The sequence below is a fragment of the Sphingomonas caeni genome (genome assembly GCF_026013415.1).
Taxonomy (GTDB): domain Bacteria; phylum Pseudomonadota; class Alphaproteobacteria; order Sphingomonadales; family Sphingomonadaceae; genus Sphingomonas; species Sphingomonas caeni.
This window is the reverse complement of sequence record NZ_JAPDOK010000005.1, coordinates 220,350-238,816: the sequence shown is the minus strand read 5'-3', so window position 1 is coordinate 238,816 and position 18,467 is coordinate 220,350. Positions and strand designations below refer to the sequence as shown.

Here is an 18,467-nt window from a genome sequence, read left to right as displayed (position 1 = left end):
TCAGGCGAATTCTGCGGTCATCGTATCGAGGGTGAGCGAGAAGATCGAGTTGCCTGCTCCCGTACTCGGACGCTGCTCGATGACGAGCTTGTGCGGCCACGAAAGCCCGCTCACGTCGCGCCAGTCGCTGCAGCGGATCGTCTCAGCGATCGAGCCATTCCCGTCGGGCGCATCGACGGTGTAGGTCGCGGCGGTGACGCGGCCATCGGCGGCATCATATTCGAACGGCCAGCAATCCGCGCGGTTCAGGCGCAGGCCCTTGCCACTATCCTTGCGCTGCGCGGCCATGACGAGAAAGCCGTAGATCGCGTACTGCTGGTTCTCATGGTGCCCCTGCGCGGCGGGGAGCGGGGTGCGCGCGCCGCCGCGCTCCATCCAGCCCTTGTCGCCCTCGACGATCAAGGTGCGGACGTCGCGCGGATCGCGGCCGATCAGCCAGGTTTCGGAGCGGGCGCGGGGGACGAAGGGTTCGACCCGGGTCTTCACATGGATGCTCAGCTCCTGCGCGCGGGAGACAAACTCGGCCACACCCTCCCAGTTGAGCGCCGCGACCCGCCTGGCCTGTCCCGCCCAGGCCGCCACCGGCAGCGCCAGCGCGCCGCCGATAAGCGCCCTTCTGCCGATTACGGCTAGCTCGTGATTGATGCCGCTGGCACACTCACCATATAGACACCCTAATGATGTTATACGGCCCGGTTCGGGCTGTTCCGGAGTACCCATGAAGCAATCCTATCCCGTTCTGCCGCTTCGCGACATCGTCGTGTTTCCGCACATGATCGTGCCGCTGTTCGTCGGCCGCGACAAGTCGGTCGCGGCGCTCGAGGCGGCGATGGCCGACGACAAGGAGATTTTCCTCGTCGCCCAGCTCGATCCCAGCGAGGACGATCCGCGCCGCGAGGATCTGTACGACACCGGCGTCTCGGCCGAGGTGCTCCAGCTGCTCAAGCTGCCCGACGGCACGGTGCGCGTGCTGGTGGCGGGCAAGGAGCGCGGCACGCTCGACGTGCTGACCGAGGAAGGGGCTTTCCTCACCGCGACCGTGCTGCCGGTCGATGACGGCGATTCCAGCCTGGAGGCCGCCAGCACCGAGCTGGGCGAGAAGGTCGAGAATATCACCCCCGACGATCTCAGCGCGGAGCTGAAGGCGCTGATGCGCTCGGTGATCGATCAGTTCGAGAATTACGCCAAGCTCAACCGCAAGCTGCCCGCCGAGACCGCGGTGCAACTCGCCGAGCTGGAAAGCCCGTCGCGCCTCGCCGATGCGGTCGCATCGAACATCGCGGTCAAGGTGTCGGACAAGCAGGCGCTGCTGGTCGAGAAGGACCCGCAGAAGCGGCTCGAGATGGTGTTCGCCTTCATGGAAGGCGAGCTTGGGGTGCTCCAGGTCGAGAAGAAAATCCGGTCGCGCGTGAAGCGCCAGATGGAGAAGACCCAGCGCGAATATTATCTCAACGAGCAGCTCAAGGCGATCCAGCGCGAGCTGGGCAATGAGGGCGAAGAGGGCGACGGCGACGAGATCGCCGAGCTGACCCAGAAGATCGCGACGCTCAAGCTCAGCAAGGAAGCGCGGAGCAAGGCGCAGACCGAGCTCAAGAAGCTCAAGACCATGGCGCCGATGAGCGCCGAGGCGACGGTGGTGCGCAACTATCTCGACGTGCTGCTGGGGCTGCCCTGGGGCAAGAAGTCGAAGCTCAAAAAGGACCTGGTCGAGGCCGAGGCGGTGCTCAACGCCGATCATTATGCGCTCGATAAGGTCAAGGACCGGATCATCGAGTATCTCGCGGTCCAGGCGCGCACCAACAAGCTCAAGGGGCCGATCCTGTGCCTCGTGGGGCCGCCGGGCGTCGGCAAGACCTCGCTGGGCAAGAGCATCGCCAAGGCGACGGGGCGCGAGTTCATCCGCCAGTCGCTGGGCGGCGTGCGCGACGAGGCCGAGATCCGTGGCCACCGGCGAACCTATATCGGTTCGCTGCCGGGCAAGATCGTGACCAATTTGCGCAAGGCCGGCACGAGCAACCCGCTGTTCCTGCTCGACGAGATCGACAAGCTCGGCCAGGATTTCCGGGGCGATCCCGCCTCGGCGCTGCTCGAGGTGCTCGACCCCGAGCAGAACGGCAAGTTCCAGGACCATTATCTGGAGATCGACGTCGATCTCTCGGACATCATGTTCGTGACCACCGCGAACACGCTGAATCTTCCGCAGGCATTGCTCGACCGCATGGAGATCATCCGGCTGGAGGGCTATACCGAGGACGAGAAGGTCGAGATCGCCGAACGCCACCTGATCGCCAAGCAGCTCGAGGCGCATGGCCTGAAGGACGGCGAGTTCACGCTGACGCACGAGGGGCTGCGCGCGCTGATCCAGAAATACACGCGCGAGGCGGGCGTCCGCACGCTCGAGCGCGAGATCGCCAAGCTCGCGCGCAAGGCGCTGCGCCGCATCCTGGAAGGCAAGGAAACGAGCGTGACGATCACGCCCGACAACCTGGCCGACTATGCCGGGGTGCAGAAATATCGCCATGGTCTGTCCGAGCTGGAGGACCAGATCGGCGCGGTCACCGGGCTCGCCTGGACCGAGGTCGGCGGCGAGCTGCTGACGATCGAGAGCGTGACCGTGCAGGGCAAGGGCGCGATCAAGACCACGGGAAAATTGGGCGACGTGATGAAGGAATCGGTCGAGGCCGCGTTCAGCTTCGTCAAGGCGCGTGCGCCTTCCTACGGGATCAAGCCGAGCCTGTTCGCGCGCAAGGACGTCCATGTCCATTTGCCCGAGGGCGCGGTGCCCAAGGATGGGCCGTCGGCGGGCATCGGCCTCGTCACCGCGATCGTTTCGACGATGACGGGCGTGGCGGTGCGCCGCGACGTGGCGATGACCGGCGAGGTGACGCTGCGCGGCCGCGTGCTGCCGATCGGGGGCTTGAAGGAGAAGCTGCTCGCGGCGCTGCGCGGGGGCATCAAGACCGTGCTGATCCCCGAGGAGAATGCCAAGGACCTGGCCGAGATCCCGGCGAACATCCGCGAAGGGCTGGAAATCATTCCCGTCGCGCATGTCGACGAGGTGCTCCGCCTCGCGCTCACCGGGCCGCTCGAGCCGATCGACTGGACCGACGCCGACGAACTGGCGGCCCAGCCGCCGGTGGGCGTTCCGGGCATCGGGGAGCCGGTGCACAAGCACTGATTTGATCCGCTCACGCCAACAGGGCCGGTGCCGCGCCACGATAATATTAGCGCCGCATTTCCGTCATTTTTGCCCAGAAAATGGCGGAAATCCTTTGACACCGGTGTGCGGGGCGTGCTGACTGCCCCGTCACGGCAACGCCGCGACTCAAAAAAACAAACGGCACAACAAGGGGGTAACCAGCACGATGAACAAGCAGGAGCTGATCGCAACGGTCGCCGATACGTCGGGCCTGGGCAAGGGCGATGCGAGCAAGGCGGTCGAGGCCGTGTTCGATGCGATCTCCACGGCGCTCAAAAAGGGCGACGAGGTTCGCCTGGTCGGTTTCGGCACCTTCTCGGTGAGCAAGCGCAAGGCGTCGACGGGCCGCAATCCGCGCACCGGCGCGCCGATGACGATCAAGGCCTCGTCGCAGCCCAAGTTCAAGGCGGGCAAGGGCCTGAAGGACGCGGTCAACTGACCTGACGGCGGGGCCGCAAGGGTCCCGCCGCTTCCCCCCTGGCGGGGCGCGGGCGCGCAAGCTTGCGGCGCACGCCATCACTGTCTTCGGTATTGCTTTCCCAGGTCCGGATCGGGCCGAGTAGCAGCGTCTATCGAATCCCGGTGGCGCCCGAATCCCGCAGGGAGCCGCCCAACAGGAGCGGTGCATGGCGACCGATTTCGCGGCGAACGCATACCGGATCAGCAGCCTCAACATGCTGACGACCAGCCCCCAGCTGGCCGTCACCGAGGGCGCGGCGTGCGACCCGCCCTATCTCTACGTAACCCCGCACAACAGCTATATGATCGCGAAGATTGACACGCGCACCTTCAAGATCGTCGATACGCTCGATCTCACCCTGGTCGATCCGAGCCTGACGGGGATGCTCGGGAGCTTCGTCGCGGGCGGCTATCTCTATGTGCTGCCGCATCTGAGCAATACGGGCCCGCTGTATCAGGACAATGTCGTCCGCGTCGATCTGAGCAATTTCACGCCCGCCGGGTGCCAGACGCTTGCGGTGCTGAAGTCCGGCCCGAAACTGTCGGGTTCGAACGGTCTGACCGACGGCGTCAACGGCTATCTCAATCTGACCGTCAACAAGATGGTCGCGGTCACGCGCTTCGGGCTCGGCGCGAATTTCAATTCCGCCAGCGTCTCGATGGTCGCGATCCCCGAGATCGCCGGCTATCCGGTGCTGCTCGGCTATCTGGTCGCGGTGGATCAGACCAACGCCTATATGATCGCGACGGTCCTCACCTATGCCGGCACCGGCAATAACGACCGGACGATGGATTTGTGGCTGGTCACCGTCCCGACCGCGAACTTCAACGCCAAGGCGGCGAAATTCCAGCGGCTGACCAACCTCAACTTCCTCGGCGGATCGATGCCGGCCATCTATACCGCGATGGACGACGGCCAGAATCTCTGGACCTTCCCGATGCCGGTCCTCAGCGGGCCGCAGACGGGCAAGTTCCTGGGGGTGATGAAGATCCCCAAGGCCAATCCGGCCGCGGTGACGATCAACCAGGGGCCGACCAGCCAGGCCTATCCGTCGCGCTCCTCGGTCAGCGGGACGACCTTCTATGACGGCTGGCGCTACGGCTATGTCGCCTCGCAGACCGCGGCGCAGATCCTCCAGCTCGACACGCAGAATCCGGGGGTGGTGAACCCCATCGACATCTCGGCCAATTCGGGGAGCTATCCGATGTACGGCCTCGGCTATGACGGGCATTGGGGCTATGCGGTGTCGTTCAACGGCGGGGCGGGGCTGTGCCTGCGCTTCATGCCGACGCCAAGGCGCGGAAGCTCGGTCGATCAGGATTAGGACTGAATTGGCGCACAGGGCTGGGCCGTCCCGGCATGTGAAAGTTGACACTAGCTTCACACTATCGCGCATGTTTTCCCCCGCGCAGTCTCCGGGGGAAACGTGCCGTTCGTGTTGCGCGGATCGATGGGGTCAAAGAGCGGCCGGAGCGACCGGCTGCGCGAGCCAAGCAGGCGAAATCCTACATTGCAAGGCCTTGGCCCCCGATGCGCTGAAGCCAAGCCGATGCGTCGAAGCCAAAGCGAACGGCGTACAGACCCCAACCGGTCTGGACAGCGCGGTTTCCTCCGCCTAAAGGCCCGCTTCCGGTTTTTCCGCCAGTCGGATCCGGGCGCGTAGCTCAGCGGTAGAGCACACCCTTCACACGGGTGGGGTCACAGGTTCAATCCCTGTCGCGCCCACCATGGCATAGCCCGCTGGTCGAGAGACTGGCGGGCTTTTTCGTTGCCGCGCCGCCTATCGTTTCCCCCCGCGACCGGAACCGTTGCACTTCCGCATCGTCCCCGAATTGTCATTTTAGAGTCGCGCAACCGTCTCCGAATCTGACCAGCGCTGTCACGCGCCGCCCCTAGCGACGTCTTCCGAGGACGACAGGGGGAACCGAGTCGCTCCTTCCGCACGCCCACCAGCAATCCGGCAGCCCCGCCCGGAACGGAGACTTTATGGCCAGCTTCAAACGCCTCACCCTCATTCTCATGTCCGGCGCTGCGACGGTCGCGCTTGGCGGCTGCGACGGCGCGCTCAGCATCGCCTCGCCCGGCGAAGGCGTGATCGTCGTTCCGGCTCCGGCGCCCCCCGCGCCGACCCCGACTCCGACGCCGACCCCCACTCCGGGAACCCCGGCCGCCTCGTGCCCCGCCGGCACGATTGATCGCGGCGTGATCGGCAGCTTCCGCGGCTGCCGCCTGCCGTCGCTGATCACCGGTACCACCACGCTCGCGAAGATCGCCGGCGTTGCCTATGAGATCAACGGCCGCGTCGATGTCGGCATCGATGTCGGCGGCGCCGGCACCGCCCCGGGCGGTTCGAGCGCGATCCTCAGCGTCGCCCCGGGCGTGGTTTTCTACGCCAACTCGCTCGACGCCGATAACGACTATATGATCGTCAACCGCGGCTCGCGCATCCTGGCGGAAGGCACCGAGACCCAGCCGATCATCTTCACTTCGCGCGAGAATGTCGCGGGCACCGTGACCGACGAGTCGCAGGGCCAGTGGGGCGGCGTCATCCTCGCCGGCCGCGCCCCGGTCTCGAACTGCAACCTGGTCGGCGTCGTCCAGGACGCGGCGGGCAGCAACGCGGCGTGCGAAAACGTCGTCGAGGGCACCGGCACCGCGCTGTACGGCGGCAACGCCCCGGCCGACAATTCGGGCACCTTCCGCTACGTCCAGATCCGGTATTCGGGCACGATCCTGGCCGAGGGCGTCGAGCTGCAGGGCCTGACGCTGGGCGGCACCGGCTATGGCACCCAGATCGATCACGTCCAGATCCACAACAGCTCGGACGACGGCATCGAGATCTTTGGCGGCCGCACCAACCTGAAATATCTGGTGATGACCGGCGCCGACGACGACTCGCTGGATTATGATGTGGGCTGGCGCGGCCAGGTCCAGTTCCTGCTGGGCATCCAGAAGCCGACCAACACCCAGGTCGACAACTATATGCTCGAGGTCGACTCGAACAATGGCGAGGACGCGCTGCCGCGTACCTGGGGCCAGATCGCCAACTTCACGCTGGTGCAGACCAGCACCGCGACCAACGCCGCCATCCGCATCCGCGGCGGCGCCGATACGCGCCTGGTCGACGGCATCGTGACCACGCCGAACGCCTGCCTCAACATCGTCGCGGGCGCCGATGTCGGCGGTCAGCACACCACCACGCGTCCGTCGGACTCGACGCCCTCGACCACCACCCCGGCCTCGAACGGCTCCACCGGCCCGCTGCAGGATTACGGCCCGCCGCTTTTCCATTCGATCTACTTCGCGTGCGGCGCGAACAAGTACGCCGCAAGCACCGTCAACGGCATCAGCGTGACCACGGCCGAGCAGCAGGCGGTGACCGAGGTTCCCGGCCGCAACGTTGAGATCAACGGCACCACCGCGAATGCGCTGACCCCGGCCTTCCTCCCCGGCACCGGCGCCGCGGCGGTCACGGCGATCAGCCCGGTCCAGTTCAACCCGGCGCCGACCACCGGCCTCGCCTCGTTCTTCGTCATCACCAACTATCTCGGCGCGATCTCGCCGACAGCGGGTGACGCGAACAACAGCTGGTACAAGAGCTGGACCTGCAACTCCAACCGCGGGACCTTCACCACAGGCGGCATGAGCTGCACCGGATTGCCGAACTGATCGACGAGATGGGCGGGGCGGCGCGAGCCGCTGCCCCGCCAAGCTTGAGCCCTCTGGCCGACTCTCTGCCCTCCGACCGGAAAGCCCCATGAAAAAGCAGCTCGCATTCGGCACGCTCCTTCTCGCTACCACCGCGTTCATCGCGCCTGCCGCCTACGCGCAGGAAGTGCCGGCGCCGACCACCCAGGACCAGCCGCAGGACAATCAGGCCCAGGAAGAGCCGGTCGAAATCTCGGCGCCCGGCGTGGAGCCCGAGGACAATCAGGAAATCGTCGTTCAGGGGCGCAACATCCCCAACGTCGTCAAGGCGACCCCGCAGGTCGTCTCGGTCCTGTCGACCGCCGATATCAAGCGCACGGGCGAGGGCGATATCGCCGGCGCGCTGTCGCGCGTCACCGGCCTTTCGGTGGTGGGCGACGGCTTCGTCTATGTGCGCGGCCTGGGCGACCGCTATTCCTCGTCGCTGCTCAACGGTTCGCCGCTGCCGAGCCCCGAGCCGCTGCGCCGCGTCGTCCCGCTCGACATCTTTCCGACCAACGTCATCGCATCGTCGCTCGTCCAGAAGAGCTATTCGGTGAACTATCCGGCCGAATTCGGCGGCGGCGTGATCAACCTGACCACGCGCGCGGTGCCGACCGAGACCTTCCTCCAGATCGGCGCCTCGGTGGGGGCGGACACCTTCACCACGAGCAATTCGGGCTTTGTCTATGACGGCGGCCGCGCCGATTTCTTCGGCTATGACAGCGGCGAGCGCGACGTTCCGCAGTTCATCAAGGACGCGGGCCACAACCGCACCGCGACCCTGCCCTCGAACGTCATCACCGGGCTGACCAACGCGCAGACGACTTTGGTCATGCAGAACTACCACATCCCGCCCAACCTCAACTGGGAAGCCAGCGCGGGCGGCTCGGTCGATATCGGCGGGGTGCGCCTCGGCGCGATCGCCGCGGGCGGGTTCAGCAATTCGTGGCGCACGCGCGACGCGATCCAGCAGTTCGCGATCGACAATGACGGCGGCCTCGCCAAGGATTTCCGCACCGTCACCACCGACAACCGCGTGATCGTCAACGGCCTGGTCGGCCTCGGCGCGGAATTCGGCGAGCACAAGATCCGCTTCACCAACCTCTATATCCACGACACGCTCAAGCAGGCGAGCATCGGCACGGGCGGCCAGGGCAATAATTTCGACGTCATCAACGGCCACCAGTCGTTCCTCGACCAGAACACCAACTGGTTCGAGCGGCAGCTGATCAACTCGCAGCTGACGGGCGAATTCAAGTTCGGCGATTTCAGCGTGGACGTGCGCGGCGCCTATGCCGAAACGACGCGCAAATCGCCGTACGAGCGCTATTTCCGCTACCAATATGTGGGCATGCGCGGGAACGTGCCGATCAACGATTATGTCAACAGCCTCGGCACGCTGACCCCCGCGACGATCGCGTTCAGCGATCTCAAGGAGACGCTCTGGTCGGGCCAGGCGGACCTTGCCTATCGCTTCGACGGGGCGATCCCGATGACGATCTCGGCGGGCTACGCCTATAGCGACACCGATCGCGACTCGAGCCGCTACTCGTTCCAGTTCTTCGGCCCCAACGGCGCCTCGCTGCCCGATATCCTCGCGCAGCTCCGCCCCGATTACCTGCTGTCGGACGATACGATCCTCAACGGCTGCCGCCGCTGGATCCCGGGCTTCCCGGCGAACAGCACCGACTGTATCGAGCTGCGCAACACCTCGGCCAACTCGGGCGCCGCCGAATATCGCGCCGAGCTGACGATCCATGCCGGCTATCTCCAGGCCGATATCGAGCCCTTTGACGGCGTCCGCGCCAATATCGGCGTCCGCTACGAAAAGGCCGAGGAGCGCGTGACCACCACCAACACGGTCGGCACCGCGCTCAACAACGATTATTGGCTCCCCGCGGCGACGATCACCTGGAACTTCGCGACCAACATGCAGATCCGTTTCCACGGATCGAAGACGGTCGCCCGCCCGCAGTTCCGCGAACTCGCGCCGCAGCTCTACCAGGATTTCGAGAGCAACCGGCAGTTCTTCGGCAACCCGCTGCTCAACGACTCGACCCTGCTCAATGGCGAGGTCCGCGCGGAATGGTTCTTCGCGCGCGACCAGCGGATCACGCTCGCTGGCTTCTACAAGAAGATCGACCGGCCGATCGAGACCGTCGCCTTCTTCCCGGGCGGCGCGACCACCCCGCAGGTCGGCTTCTCCTACGCCCCGAGCGCGGTGCTGTTCGGCGGCGAGGCCGAGGTGGTGAAATATTTCCCGCTCAGCTTCATGTCGCCGGGCCGGCGCCTGCTGGTGATCGCGAACTATACCTACACCAAGTCGGAGCTGCGCGTCGGGACCCAGCTGGTGCCGAGCCCGCTCCAGGGCCTCAATCCGATCTATGTCCAGGCGAACCAGCTGTTCGTGGACGGCGATCCGCTGGTCGGCCAGTCGGACCATATCGCCAACTTCCAGATCGGCATCGAGGACAAGGATTCGCTCTCGCAGATCACCTTCCTGGCGAACTATGCGAGCGACCGCGTCAGCAATCGCGGTCCGCTGCCGCCGAGCGGCAATGGCGTGCCCGAGCCGAACATCATCGAGCGGCCGGGCTGGCGCTTCGACATCGTCGCGCGCCAGGGCGCGAGGCTGATGGGCGTCGATCTCGAGTTCAAGTTCCAGGCGCGCAACCTGACCAACCGGCGCTACGAGGAGTTCCAGCTCTTCCCGAACGGCGTCCGCCGCGACCTGAACACCTACGATACCGGCCGCATGTTCACCCTGGGGGTCAGCGCGACCTTCTGAGGCGAGTTCAAGGGGGAATCGGCTCCGGGTGTCGTCCTGCACCCGGAGCCTTTTTCTTGGGGCTTCCGCCCGGCCCTAGCGGGCCGGTCGGGTGAGGGTCTTCTTCTTTTCAGACAGCAGAGGAAGATCCTCATCCTTCCCGGCGCGTGTACGGAGGCCGATCCGGAAACAGGTCATATCGTCATCCCGGGGAAAGCCGGGACCCAGAGCCAAGCAGGGCATCGCTTGTGACTCTGGGTCCCGGCTTTCGCCGGGATGACGATGAATGGATGCGAATTCGGCTCAAGGCGGCGGGATCACCCCCAAGGCCGCTCCCTGAACCACTTTGTGATGACGTATTTCGTCCCCGCGCGGACCTTCATCGCGTGGTGGAGGGTTGAGGGGTTCACCGTGCCGTTGGGGCGCAGATTGTTCCAGGCGAGCAGCTTGCCGACCTCGGGCTGGACGATCTTGTCGATCGCCTTGAAACGCGTCGCACCGCCCGCCTCGACTTCGTTCAAATAGGCCATCACCGTCCAGGTCCGCTGGCCCGAGACGGTGCAGTAGCGCGCATAGTCGCGGCCGGTGGGCTCGAAATAATCGGTGTGCGCCTTGAACTCCTGCCCGACCTCGTAGCGCTGGCCCTGGAGCGATTCGCCGTGCCTGGGATCGATGCCGAGCAGATCGGCGATCGCGGCCTCGACCCGCGCCACCACCGCGTCCGAAGATTTGAGGTCGCAGGTCTCGCTGGTGCGGAAGGCATAGTCGCCATTGGGGTCGGCGATGGTGGAGGGGCGCCGGTCGGCATCGATGAGCCGAATCAGCTCGGTGCAGGTCTCGGCATCGAGGAAATTCTTGACGACGAACATCGCCACCTTGGGGCTCGGCACCTGCTGGACGCCGGGCGTGGCCTTGAGATGGGCGACAAGGCCCTCGGAAGGATGGCCGCAGCCGAACGGATGGGTGAGCGAAGCGATTTGCATGACGCGCTTTTTGCCAAATCGCCGGGCGGGTTTCCAGTCCAACCCGTCGGTTCTCCGAAACGTCACAAAAGCGCAAACCCCATGTCATGTGACCTGCCTAGGCCGTCATGATGGATCTGGCGCAGGAAGCGACACTCCCGTCCGCCGAGGAACGGCCCGCCTTGTTCGGCGAGGCCGGGGCGTCCGGCCCGGTCGCCGAGATGCTCGATCGCGCCGTCGCGGCGGGGGCCAGCCATGTCCATCTCGATCGCGATGGCGATGCGCTCAGGGTGCGCTTCCGCGTGGCGGGGCGCCTGCTCGACGCGATGCGGCTGCCGGCGGGCGCCGATCTTGGCTTCGAGCGCAACGGGATTTCGGTCGCGACGCTGGACGAGCGGATCGTGCTCCATCTGGCACCGCGCGACACCCGCTACCCAGCGCTCGAGGCGCTGGGCATGACGCCGGGGCTGGCGCGGACGATCGGCGGAATCACGGGCGGACTGGTGCTCGTCGCGGGACCGCCGCGCTCAGGACGCAGCACCACGCTCGCGACGCTGCTGGCGCAAAGCGACGACGGCGCCCACAATCTCCTCGCCGCCGCCAGCGCCGCGGAGCTGCACGCGGTGCTGCGGCAGGATCCCGACGCGATCCTGATCGATTCGGTCGCCGACCGCGAAATGGCGGCGCTCGCGCTCCAGGCGGCGGAGGCGGGGCATCTGGTGCTCGCCGGGGTCGATGCGGGCGATGCGGTGGGCGCGATCCTCAGGCTGCGTGCGCTGCGTGCCGATCCGTTCCAGCTCGCCTCGACGCTGCGCGCGGTGCTTTCGCAACGGCTGGTCAAAAGGCTGTGCGGCGGGTGCCGGCGGCCGGTGCAGGCGCAGGGCTCGACCTCGTCGCTGCTGGGCTTCGATGCGGGCACGGTGGTCTATGCCGCGGAGGGCTGCGGGGCGTGCGAGAGCGGCTTTACCGGCCGGACCGCGGTGTTCGAGGCGATCCATGTCGATGCCGCCTTGCGCCGGCTGATCAACGACAATGGCGACAGCGCGATCATCTCGCGCCACGCGTTTCTGAGCGCGCCCAATCTCGGATCGGCGGCGCGCACGCTCGTCCGCGAAGGCGTGACCACCGCCGAGGAAGCGGTTCGTGTCTCGCGGGGCTAGCAACTATCTTGCGCTCGGCGGACGCCCCCGCTAAGCGCGCATCCTTCGCGGCGACCGTAGTTCAATTGGTTAGAGCACCGGCTTGTGATGCCGGGGGTTGCGGGTTCAAGTCCCGTCGGTCGCCCCACCTCTTTTGGTCAGCTCACGCTGACGGGCGGTGCCGGCCCGCTCCCCCTCCCGGCCACCCATAGGCTAATCGTAAGGGTGGCCGGGAGGGGGAGCGGGCCGGCACCGAACTCCGCAAGGAAAGTACATGCTCACCGACTGGGGCTTCCCCGATTTCGACGACCATGAGGGCGTCCATCTGTTCACCGACCGCGATTCGGGGCTGAGCGCGGTCATCGCGATTCACTCGACCAAGCTGGGCCCGGCGGCGGGCGGGGTGCGCTTCTGGAACTATGCGGACAGCAAGGCCGCGATCACCGACGCGCTGCGCCTGTCGCGCGGCATGAGCTACAAGAACGCCATGGCCGGGCTGCCGATGGGCGGAGGCAAGGGCGTGGTGCTTGCCCCGCGCCAGGGCGCGGCGATCACTCCGGCGCAGCTCGAGGCGTTCGGCCGCGCGGTCGAATCGCTCGGCGGGCGCTATGTGACGGCCGAGGATGTCGGCATGTCCGAGAACAGCATGAAGATCGTGGCGACGCAGACGCGCCACGTCTCGGGGCTCCCCGTGGCTGCGGGCAGCGCGGGCGGCGATCCGGGACCGGTGACCGCGATGGGCGTCTATCTGGGCGTCAAGGCGGCGGCGAAGCGCGGCCTCGGCGCCGATTCGATGCGGGGCGTGCGCGTTTCGATCCAGGGTGTGGGCAGCGTCGGCGGCGGGCTCGCCCGGCTGCTGGCGAAGGACGGCGCGGTGCTGACGCTGGCGGACATCCATGGCGAGCATGCCAAGGCGCTGGCGGCCGAGATCGGCGCGGCGGTGGTGCCGACGGAGGAGATTCTCGGGCTCGAGACCGATATCGTCAGCCCCAACGCGCTCGGCGCGATCCTGACCGAGGCGAGCATCGCCGCACTCAGGTGCAAGGTCGTGGCGGGCGGCGCGAACAACCAGCTCGCGACCCGCGCCGACGGGCACCGGCTGCACGGCCGCGGCATCCTCTACGCGCCCGATTATGTGATCAACGCGGGCGGGATCATCAATGTCGGGCTCGAATATCTGGGGCTGGGCGACCGCGCCGAGGTGATGGCGCGCGTCGACAAGATTCCCGAGCGGCTGATCGAGGTGTGGGACGAGAGCGACCGCACCGGCGATCCCGAGAGCGAAGTGGCCGACCGGATCGCGCAACGGCTGATCGGCCGGGGCTGAGCCGGGAGCCTAGGGAAAAATCCGAATCGCGGAATTTCCGGAGCCATTCGTTCCAATCGCGTTCATCATCGCCGACGCATATGCGCGCCCATGGAACCGCAGCGTGCCAGCCGCCTGGACAAGCGCGAGAGCGTGATGATGCGCGCCCAGATCTGGGTGCCCGGCGCGCGTGCGCCTTCGGATTGCCGCGTCCGCAATCTGTCGCTGTCGGGCGCCTGCATCATCTCGCCGGGCCGCCTGAGGCGTGGCGACGCGATCCGGGCGAGCATCGGCCATGTCGAGGATGTCGATGCCGAGGTGATGTGGGTCACCGCCGACGCAGCGGGTATCCGCTTCGAGGACCCGATCGACCTGGCCGCCGCCCGCCGCAGCCGCAGCGCGGGGGTGGCGCAGGCCGGCTGGATCGGCGGGATGAACGACTTCTACCGGCGCTGAGTCGCCGGCACGCCTCGGCTACTTCCCGGCGAGGATCTGCCTGCATCGCGTATGCGACAGGTTCATGGCGTTGGGGCCCAACCCCTTGGCTTCGCCATGGTCGTGCTGGGCTTGCGTGCCCATCGACTCGGCCATGCGCTCGCAATAGGCGCGCTCGTCCGCGGTGGCGGTTCGTGTCGTGGCGCAGCCGGCCAGCGCGGCGAGCGGCACGAGGCAAAGCGAGATGAGTTTCATCGATCGTCTCCTGGGATGAGGGGTTTGAGGCTGCGGCGCACGCCTAGTCGCGCGCGGCCGGCGTGATGAGCCGGTAGGTGCCCGCGATCAGCGCACCGGCGATTGCACCGAACAGGATCGACCAGCACAGGCCCTCCGCGAGCGCGGCGAGGGACGAAATCTCCGCCCTGGTGAACAGCTGGATGTACATGTGGCTGGCCGCGCCGACCGATAGTAGCGCGCCCGCCCAGCATAGCAGGAAGAAGATGCCGGACGCGATCGCTCCCGTAGCGGCAAAGCGAAGAATGTTCGGGCGGAAAGCACTCGGCCCGGTTGAAGAGATTGCGCTTGTCACGACGTTTCTCCCGATATTTGCGAGCGGAGACGTGCGACACCGGCCGGTATGCAGCTATTCGTAATTGTACGCAGCGGCGGGGGAGGCGGCAAAACAGGCGCGCTACGCTAATCCCCGCATGGACCCTCGCCCCAATCCTCGCTATCCCGCGCGCGTGGCTACCCTTCATGCCTTCGCCAATCCCACGCGCTTCCTGAAGCTCGCGCGGCCGCTGACGCCGGCGCTGTTCTGGAGCGGCGTGGCGCTAGCGCTGTTCGGCGCCTGGGCCGGGCTGACGCTGACGCCGCCCGACGATCTCCAGAAGGAGACCGTGCGCATCCTCTACATCCACGTCCCCGCCGCCTATCTCGGCATGGCGGGGTGGGGCGGGCTGGCGGTCGCGAGCCTGAGCTACCTGATCTGGCGGCACCCGCTGGCGAACCTTGCCGCGGTGGCGATGGCGCCGGTGGGGGCGGTGTTCGCCGCTTTGTGCCTCATCACCGGATCGATCTGGGGCCGTCCGGCCTGGGGAACCTGGTGGGAGTGGGACGGGCGGCTGACCTCGATGCTGCTGCTGTTTTTCGTCTATATCGCCTATATCGCGCTCGCCCGCGCGGATAGCGACCGCGGCGGCGACGGGCGGGTGCCGGCGCTGTTCGGCGTGGCGGGGAGCGTGCTTCTGCCGATCATCCATTATTCGGTGATCTGGTGGAACACGTTGCACCAGGGCGAGAGCCTGATCCGCGGCAAGATCGACCCCTCGATGGTGTGGCCGCTCTTCTTCACGCTGGGCGGCTTCACTTTGTTCTTCGCCGGCGTGGTGCTGATGCGGATGCGCGCGGCGCTGGCGAGCCAGAAGGTCGAGGCGCGGATGAAGCGGATGGCCGCGCAATGAACCATTGGGCGTTCGTGACCGCGGCCTATGCCGTGATGGCGCTCGGATCGGGCGGGATCGCGCTGGTCAGCTGGCTGGCGATGCGGCGTGCCGAGGCGGCGGCCGAGGGGCTCAAGCGGTCATGATGGTCAAGCCCAAGCATCAGCGGCTCGCGCTCGCTTTGGCCGCGCTCGCGGCGATCCTGGGCGCGGGCGGGCTCGCGCTGTCGGCGCTGAAGGATCAGGCGGCCTTCTTCTACGCGCCGGGAGATGTGGCTGGTAAACCCTTGCCGCTGGGCAAGAATGTCCGGCTGGGCGGAATGGTCGAGAAGGGGTCGCTCACGCATGAGGCGGACGGCGTGTCGATCCGCTTCACCGTCACCGACGGCAAGGCCAAGGTGCCCGTGGCGTTTCGCGGCGTGACCCCGGACCTGTTCCGCGAAGGATCGGGCGTGGTCGCCGAGGGGCAGTTCCAGGCGGATGGCAGCTTCGCCGCCGACAATCTGCTCGCCAAACATGACGAGCGCTACATGCCGCCGCAGATCGCGGGCAAGATGCACAAGACCGAGACGCTCGAGAAATGATAGCAGAGGGGGGGCTCGCCGCACTCTGGATCGCCGCCGCGATGGCGCTGGTCCAGCTCGTGCTCGGCGGCAGCGCGGCGCGATCGGGCGCCGAGGAGCTCATGCGCGCGACCCGCAAGATCGCGGTCGTGCAGGGGCTGCTCGCGCTCGGCGCGTTCCTGACGCTGATCCTGCTGTTCGTGCAGAGCGACATGTCGGTGCTGCTCGTCGCGACCAACAGCCATTCGGCCAAGCCGCTGATCTACAAGATCGCCGGCGCATGGGGGAACCATGAGGGCTCGATGCTGCTCTGGGTCACCGTGCTCGGCGTCGCGGGAGCGGGGGTGGCGATCTTCGAGAAGCGGCTCGACGGCAAGACGCTCGCCGCGACGCTCGCGGCGCAGGCGGTGCTCGCGCTGGGCTTCTACGCCTTCCTGCTGCTCGCCTCGAACCCCTTCCTGCGGCTCGATCCGCCGGCGCCGGACGGGCAGGGGCTCAACCCCCTGCTCCAGGACCCCGGCCTCGCCTTCCATCCGCCGACGCTCTATCTCGGTTATGTCGGCCTCTCGGTGGCGTTCAGCTTCGCGGTGGGCGCGCTGCTCACCCGCCAGATCGGCCCCGCCTTTGCGCGGGCGATGCGGCCCTGGGTGCTGGGGGCGTGGTTCTTCCTGACGATCGGGATCACCGCGGGCAGCTATTGGGCCTATTACGAGCTGGGCTGGGGCGGCTGGTGGTTCTGGGACCCGGTCGAGAACGCCTCGCTGATGCCGTGGCTCGCGGCGACGGCGCTGCTCCATTCGGTGACCGTGCTCGCGACCCGCGACGGCCTGCGCGCCTGGACGCTGATGCTCGCGGTGGTCGCCTTCTCGATGTCGATGATCGGCACCTTCCTCGTCCGGTCGGGCATCCTCGTCTCGGTCCACGCCTTCGCGGTGGACCCGACGCGCGGCACCTTCATCCTCGCGCTGCTGGCGATCTATATCGGCGGCGCGCTCGCGCTGTTCGGGGCGCGGGTGGGGACGGTGACGCAGGGATCGACCTTCCAGCTCGTCAGCCGCGAGGGCGCGCTGGTGCTCAACAATCTGCTTCTCTGCGTGATCCTGGGCGTCGTCTTCATCGGCACCCTCTATCCGCTGGTGGCGCAGGCGATGGGGCAGCAGCTTTCGGTCGGCGCGCCCTTCTTCAACGCCGCGAGCGTGCCGGTGGCGCTGGCGCTGGTCGTGGCGACGATGGCCGGGCCGATGCTCAAATGGCGCAAGGACCAATGGGGGGCATTGGGGCGCAAGATGATGCTGCCCGCCGCGGCGATGGTGACGATCGTCGTGGTGCTGCTGGTCGCGATGCCGGGAACGCCTATCGTCCCGCTGCTCGGGCTGGTGGCTGCGGCGGGGCTGGCGGTGGCGAGCATCGTCCCGCTGCTCGGGCGCAAGCTGCGCCGCACGCCGATCCATATCTACGGCATGGTGCTCGCGCATCTCGGCGTTGCGGTGGCGATCGCGGGGATGGCGTCGGACACGGCGTTCAAGCAGGAGCGGCTGGCGGCGGTGCGGGTGGGCGAAACCGTCGCGGTCGGCTCGTTCAAGGCCAAGCTGACCGAAATCCGGCCGATCATCGGCGAGAATTGGTCGGCGCTCGAGGCGACGCTGAGCATCCGGCGCAACGACGGCGATCCCTTCCGCCTCCAGCCGCAACAGCGCTATTTCAGCCAGCCGGTGACCACCACCAGCGAGGCGGCGATCTCGACCATGATCGACGGCCAGCTCTACACCGTGCTCGGCGCGAGCGACGGGCAGGGGCGGTATCAGATCCGGATGTGGTGGAAGCCGTTCGTGACCTTCATCTGGCTGGGCGGCTTCATGATCGCATTCGGCGGGCTGCTGGCGATGGTCGGGCGGATACGGCGCGAGATGCGTTCCGAGGATGAGGCCGAATGAGGCGCGTGCTGATCTGGGCGCCTTTGGGCTTTTTCGCGCTGGTGTTCGCGCTCGTGATGACCGGGCTGCTCGCCCCTTCCGATCGCGCGGTCAAATCGGCGATGGTGGGCAAGCCGGTGCCCGGCTTCGTGCTGCCGGCGCTGGTGCCGGGCAAGCCGGGGGTGAACAGCGCCGCCTTCGCCGACGGCAAGCCGCGGCTGATCAACGTCTTCGCCAGCTGGTGCGTCCCGTGCATCGCCGAGGCGCCGCAACTGATGAAGCTCAAGCAGCAGGGCGTCGAGATCGTCGGCGTGGCGACCGCGGACACGCCCGAGGACATGGCGAACTTCCTCAAGACCGCGGGCGATCCCTTCGCCGCGATCGGCGACGACCGCATCCGCAAGGTCCAGTTCGCGCTGGGCTCGGCGGGGGTGCCGGAAAGCTTCGTCATCGACGGCAGCGGCAAGATCGTGATGCAGCATATCGGCTATATCGGGCCGCAGGACATGCCCAAGATCCTTGCGGCGCTGGCGGGGGTGCAGCCGTGAGCGCTTCTTCCTTCCGTCATCCCGGCGAAAGCCGGGACCCAGGG

Annotated in this window: 17 protein-coding genes and 2 tRNA genes; 15 read left to right on the top strand and 4 right to left on the bottom strand. The window is 66.9% G+C overall.

The genetic code is table 11. The features are described from left to right. Nucleotides 1–720 (bottom strand): hypothetical protein, encoded by a 720-nt coding sequence (locus OF829_RS14420; protein WP_264940783.1) that lies wholly within the window; start codon nucleotides 718–720, stop codon nucleotides 1–3. Here OF829_RS14420 and lon point away from each other — a divergent pair. From lon to OF829_RS14390, 6 genes are all read left to right on the top strand, one after another. Next, complete coding sequence (gene lon, locus OF829_RS14415; protein ID WP_264940782.1) at nucleotides 719–3,178, top strand: endopeptidase La; 2,460 nt, start codon at nucleotides 719–721, stop codon at nucleotides 3,176–3,178. The two genes, OF829_RS14420 and lon, sit on opposite strands and share 2 nt — an antisense overlap. Nucleotides 3,179–3,299: 121 nt before the next feature. Then, entirely contained in the window at nucleotides 3,300–3,638 is a 339-nt protein-coding gene (locus OF829_RS14410; RefSeq protein WP_264940880.1) for an HU family DNA-binding protein, read from the top strand. A gap of 187 nt (nucleotides 3,639–3,825) precedes the next feature. Continuing rightward, complete coding sequence (locus OF829_RS14405; protein WP_264940781.1) at nucleotides 3,826–4,983, top strand: hypothetical protein; 1,158 nt, start codon at nucleotides 3,826–3,828, stop codon at nucleotides 4,981–4,983. A 329-nt stretch (nucleotides 4,984–5,312) separates the two neighbouring features. After that, nucleotides 5,313–5,387, top strand: a tRNA-Val gene (locus OF829_RS14400). Nucleotides 5,388–5,645: 258 nt separating this feature from the next. After that, the gene (locus OF829_RS14395) at nucleotides 5,646–7,328 is read left to right on the top strand and encodes a hypothetical protein (protein WP_264940780.1); all 1,683 of its coding nucleotides are present in this window, start codon (nucleotides 5,646–5,648) and stop codon (nucleotides 7,326–7,328) included. A gap of 88 nt (nucleotides 7,329–7,416) precedes the next feature. Further along, the gene (locus OF829_RS14390) at nucleotides 7,417–10,137 is read left to right on the top strand and encodes a TonB-dependent receptor domain-containing protein (RefSeq protein WP_264940779.1); all 2,721 of its coding nucleotides are present in this window, start codon (nucleotides 7,417–7,419) and stop codon (nucleotides 10,135–10,137) included. A gap of 296 nt (nucleotides 10,138–10,433) precedes the next feature. Here the strand turns inward: OF829_RS14390 and OF829_RS14385 are convergent, their stop codons facing one another. Then, a complete protein-coding gene (locus OF829_RS14385) occupies nucleotides 10,434–11,099 on the bottom strand; it encodes a prolyl hydroxylase family protein (protein WP_264940778.1) in 666 nt (221 codons plus the stop codon). Nucleotides 11,100–11,206: 107 nt separating this feature from the next. On the opposite strand from OF829_RS14385, the gene OF829_RS14380 reads away from it, so the two are divergent. The 4 genes from OF829_RS14380 to OF829_RS14365 all read left to right on the top strand — a co-directional run bounded on the left by OF829_RS14380 (nucleotide 11,207) and on the right by OF829_RS14365 (nucleotide 13,979). Beyond that, on the top strand, nucleotides 11,207–12,238 hold the full coding sequence (locus tag OF829_RS14380; RefSeq protein ID WP_264940777.1) for an ATPase, T2SS/T4P/T4SS family: 1,032 nt from the start codon (nucleotides 11,207–11,209) through the stop codon (nucleotides 12,236–12,238). Between the two features lie 50 nt (nucleotides 12,239–12,288). Next, nucleotides 12,289–12,365 (top strand) — tRNA-His (locus tag OF829_RS14375). Nucleotides 12,366–12,491: 126 nt separating this feature from the next. Next, a complete protein-coding gene (locus OF829_RS14370) occupies nucleotides 12,492–13,544 on the top strand; it encodes a Glu/Leu/Phe/Val family dehydrogenase (RefSeq protein WP_264940776.1) in 1,053 nt (350 codons plus the stop codon). Nucleotides 13,545–13,634: 90 nt separating this feature from the next. Next, nucleotides 13,635–13,979 (top strand): PilZ domain-containing protein, encoded by a 345-nt coding sequence (locus OF829_RS14365; protein WP_264940775.1) that lies wholly within the window; start codon nucleotides 13,635–13,637, stop codon nucleotides 13,977–13,979. An 18-nt stretch (nucleotides 13,980–13,997) separates the two neighbouring features. On the opposite strand, the gene OF829_RS14360 is transcribed toward OF829_RS14365, so the two are convergent. After that, nucleotides 13,998–14,213 carry a hypothetical protein gene (locus tag OF829_RS14360; RefSeq protein ID WP_264940774.1) on the bottom strand — a complete coding sequence of 72 codons (216 nt, stop codon included), beginning with the start codon at nucleotides 14,211–14,213 and terminating at the stop codon, nucleotides 13,998–14,000. Between the two features lie 43 nt (nucleotides 14,214–14,256). Then, nucleotides 14,257–14,547: a hypothetical protein gene (locus OF829_RS14355; protein ID WP_264940773.1), complete on the bottom strand. Its 291-nt coding sequence runs from the start codon at nucleotides 14,545–14,547 to the stop codon at nucleotides 14,257–14,259. Nucleotides 14,548–14,665: 118 nt separating this feature from the next. Here OF829_RS14355 and ccmC point away from each other — a divergent pair, with 118 nt between their 5' ends. From ccmC to OF829_RS14330, 5 genes are read left to right on the top strand one after another with little or no spacing between them, the layout of a single operon-like run. Further along, nucleotides 14,666–15,421: a heme ABC transporter permease CcmC gene (gene ccmC, locus OF829_RS14350; protein ID WP_406701434.1), complete on the top strand. Its 756-nt coding sequence runs from the start codon at nucleotides 14,666–14,668 to the stop codon at nucleotides 15,419–15,421. Then, the gene (locus OF829_RS14345) at nucleotides 15,418–15,546 is read left to right on the top strand and encodes a hypothetical protein (RefSeq protein WP_264940771.1); all 129 of its coding nucleotides are present in this window, start codon (nucleotides 15,418–15,420) and stop codon (nucleotides 15,544–15,546) included. Before ccmC ends, OF829_RS14345 begins: the two co-directional genes overlap by 4 nt. Next, nucleotides 15,543–15,983 carry a cytochrome c maturation protein CcmE gene (gene ccmE, locus OF829_RS14340; RefSeq protein WP_264940770.1) on the top strand — a complete coding sequence of 147 codons (441 nt, stop codon included), beginning with the start codon at nucleotides 15,543–15,545 and terminating at the stop codon, nucleotides 15,981–15,983. Before OF829_RS14345 ends, ccmE begins: the two co-directional genes overlap by 4 nt. Next, nucleotides 15,980–17,896, top strand: coding sequence for a heme lyase CcmF/NrfE family subunit (locus tag OF829_RS14335; RefSeq protein WP_264940769.1), 1,917 nt, complete (start codon nucleotides 15,980–15,982; stop codon nucleotides 17,894–17,896). Before ccmE ends, OF829_RS14335 begins: the two co-directional genes overlap by 4 nt. After that, nucleotides 17,893–18,423: a redoxin family protein gene (locus tag OF829_RS14330; RefSeq protein ID WP_264940768.1), complete on the top strand. Its 531-nt coding sequence runs from the start codon at nucleotides 17,893–17,895 to the stop codon at nucleotides 18,421–18,423. Before OF829_RS14335 ends, OF829_RS14330 begins: the two co-directional genes overlap by 4 nt. The last annotated feature ends 44 nt before the right edge of the window (nucleotides 18,424–18,467 follow it).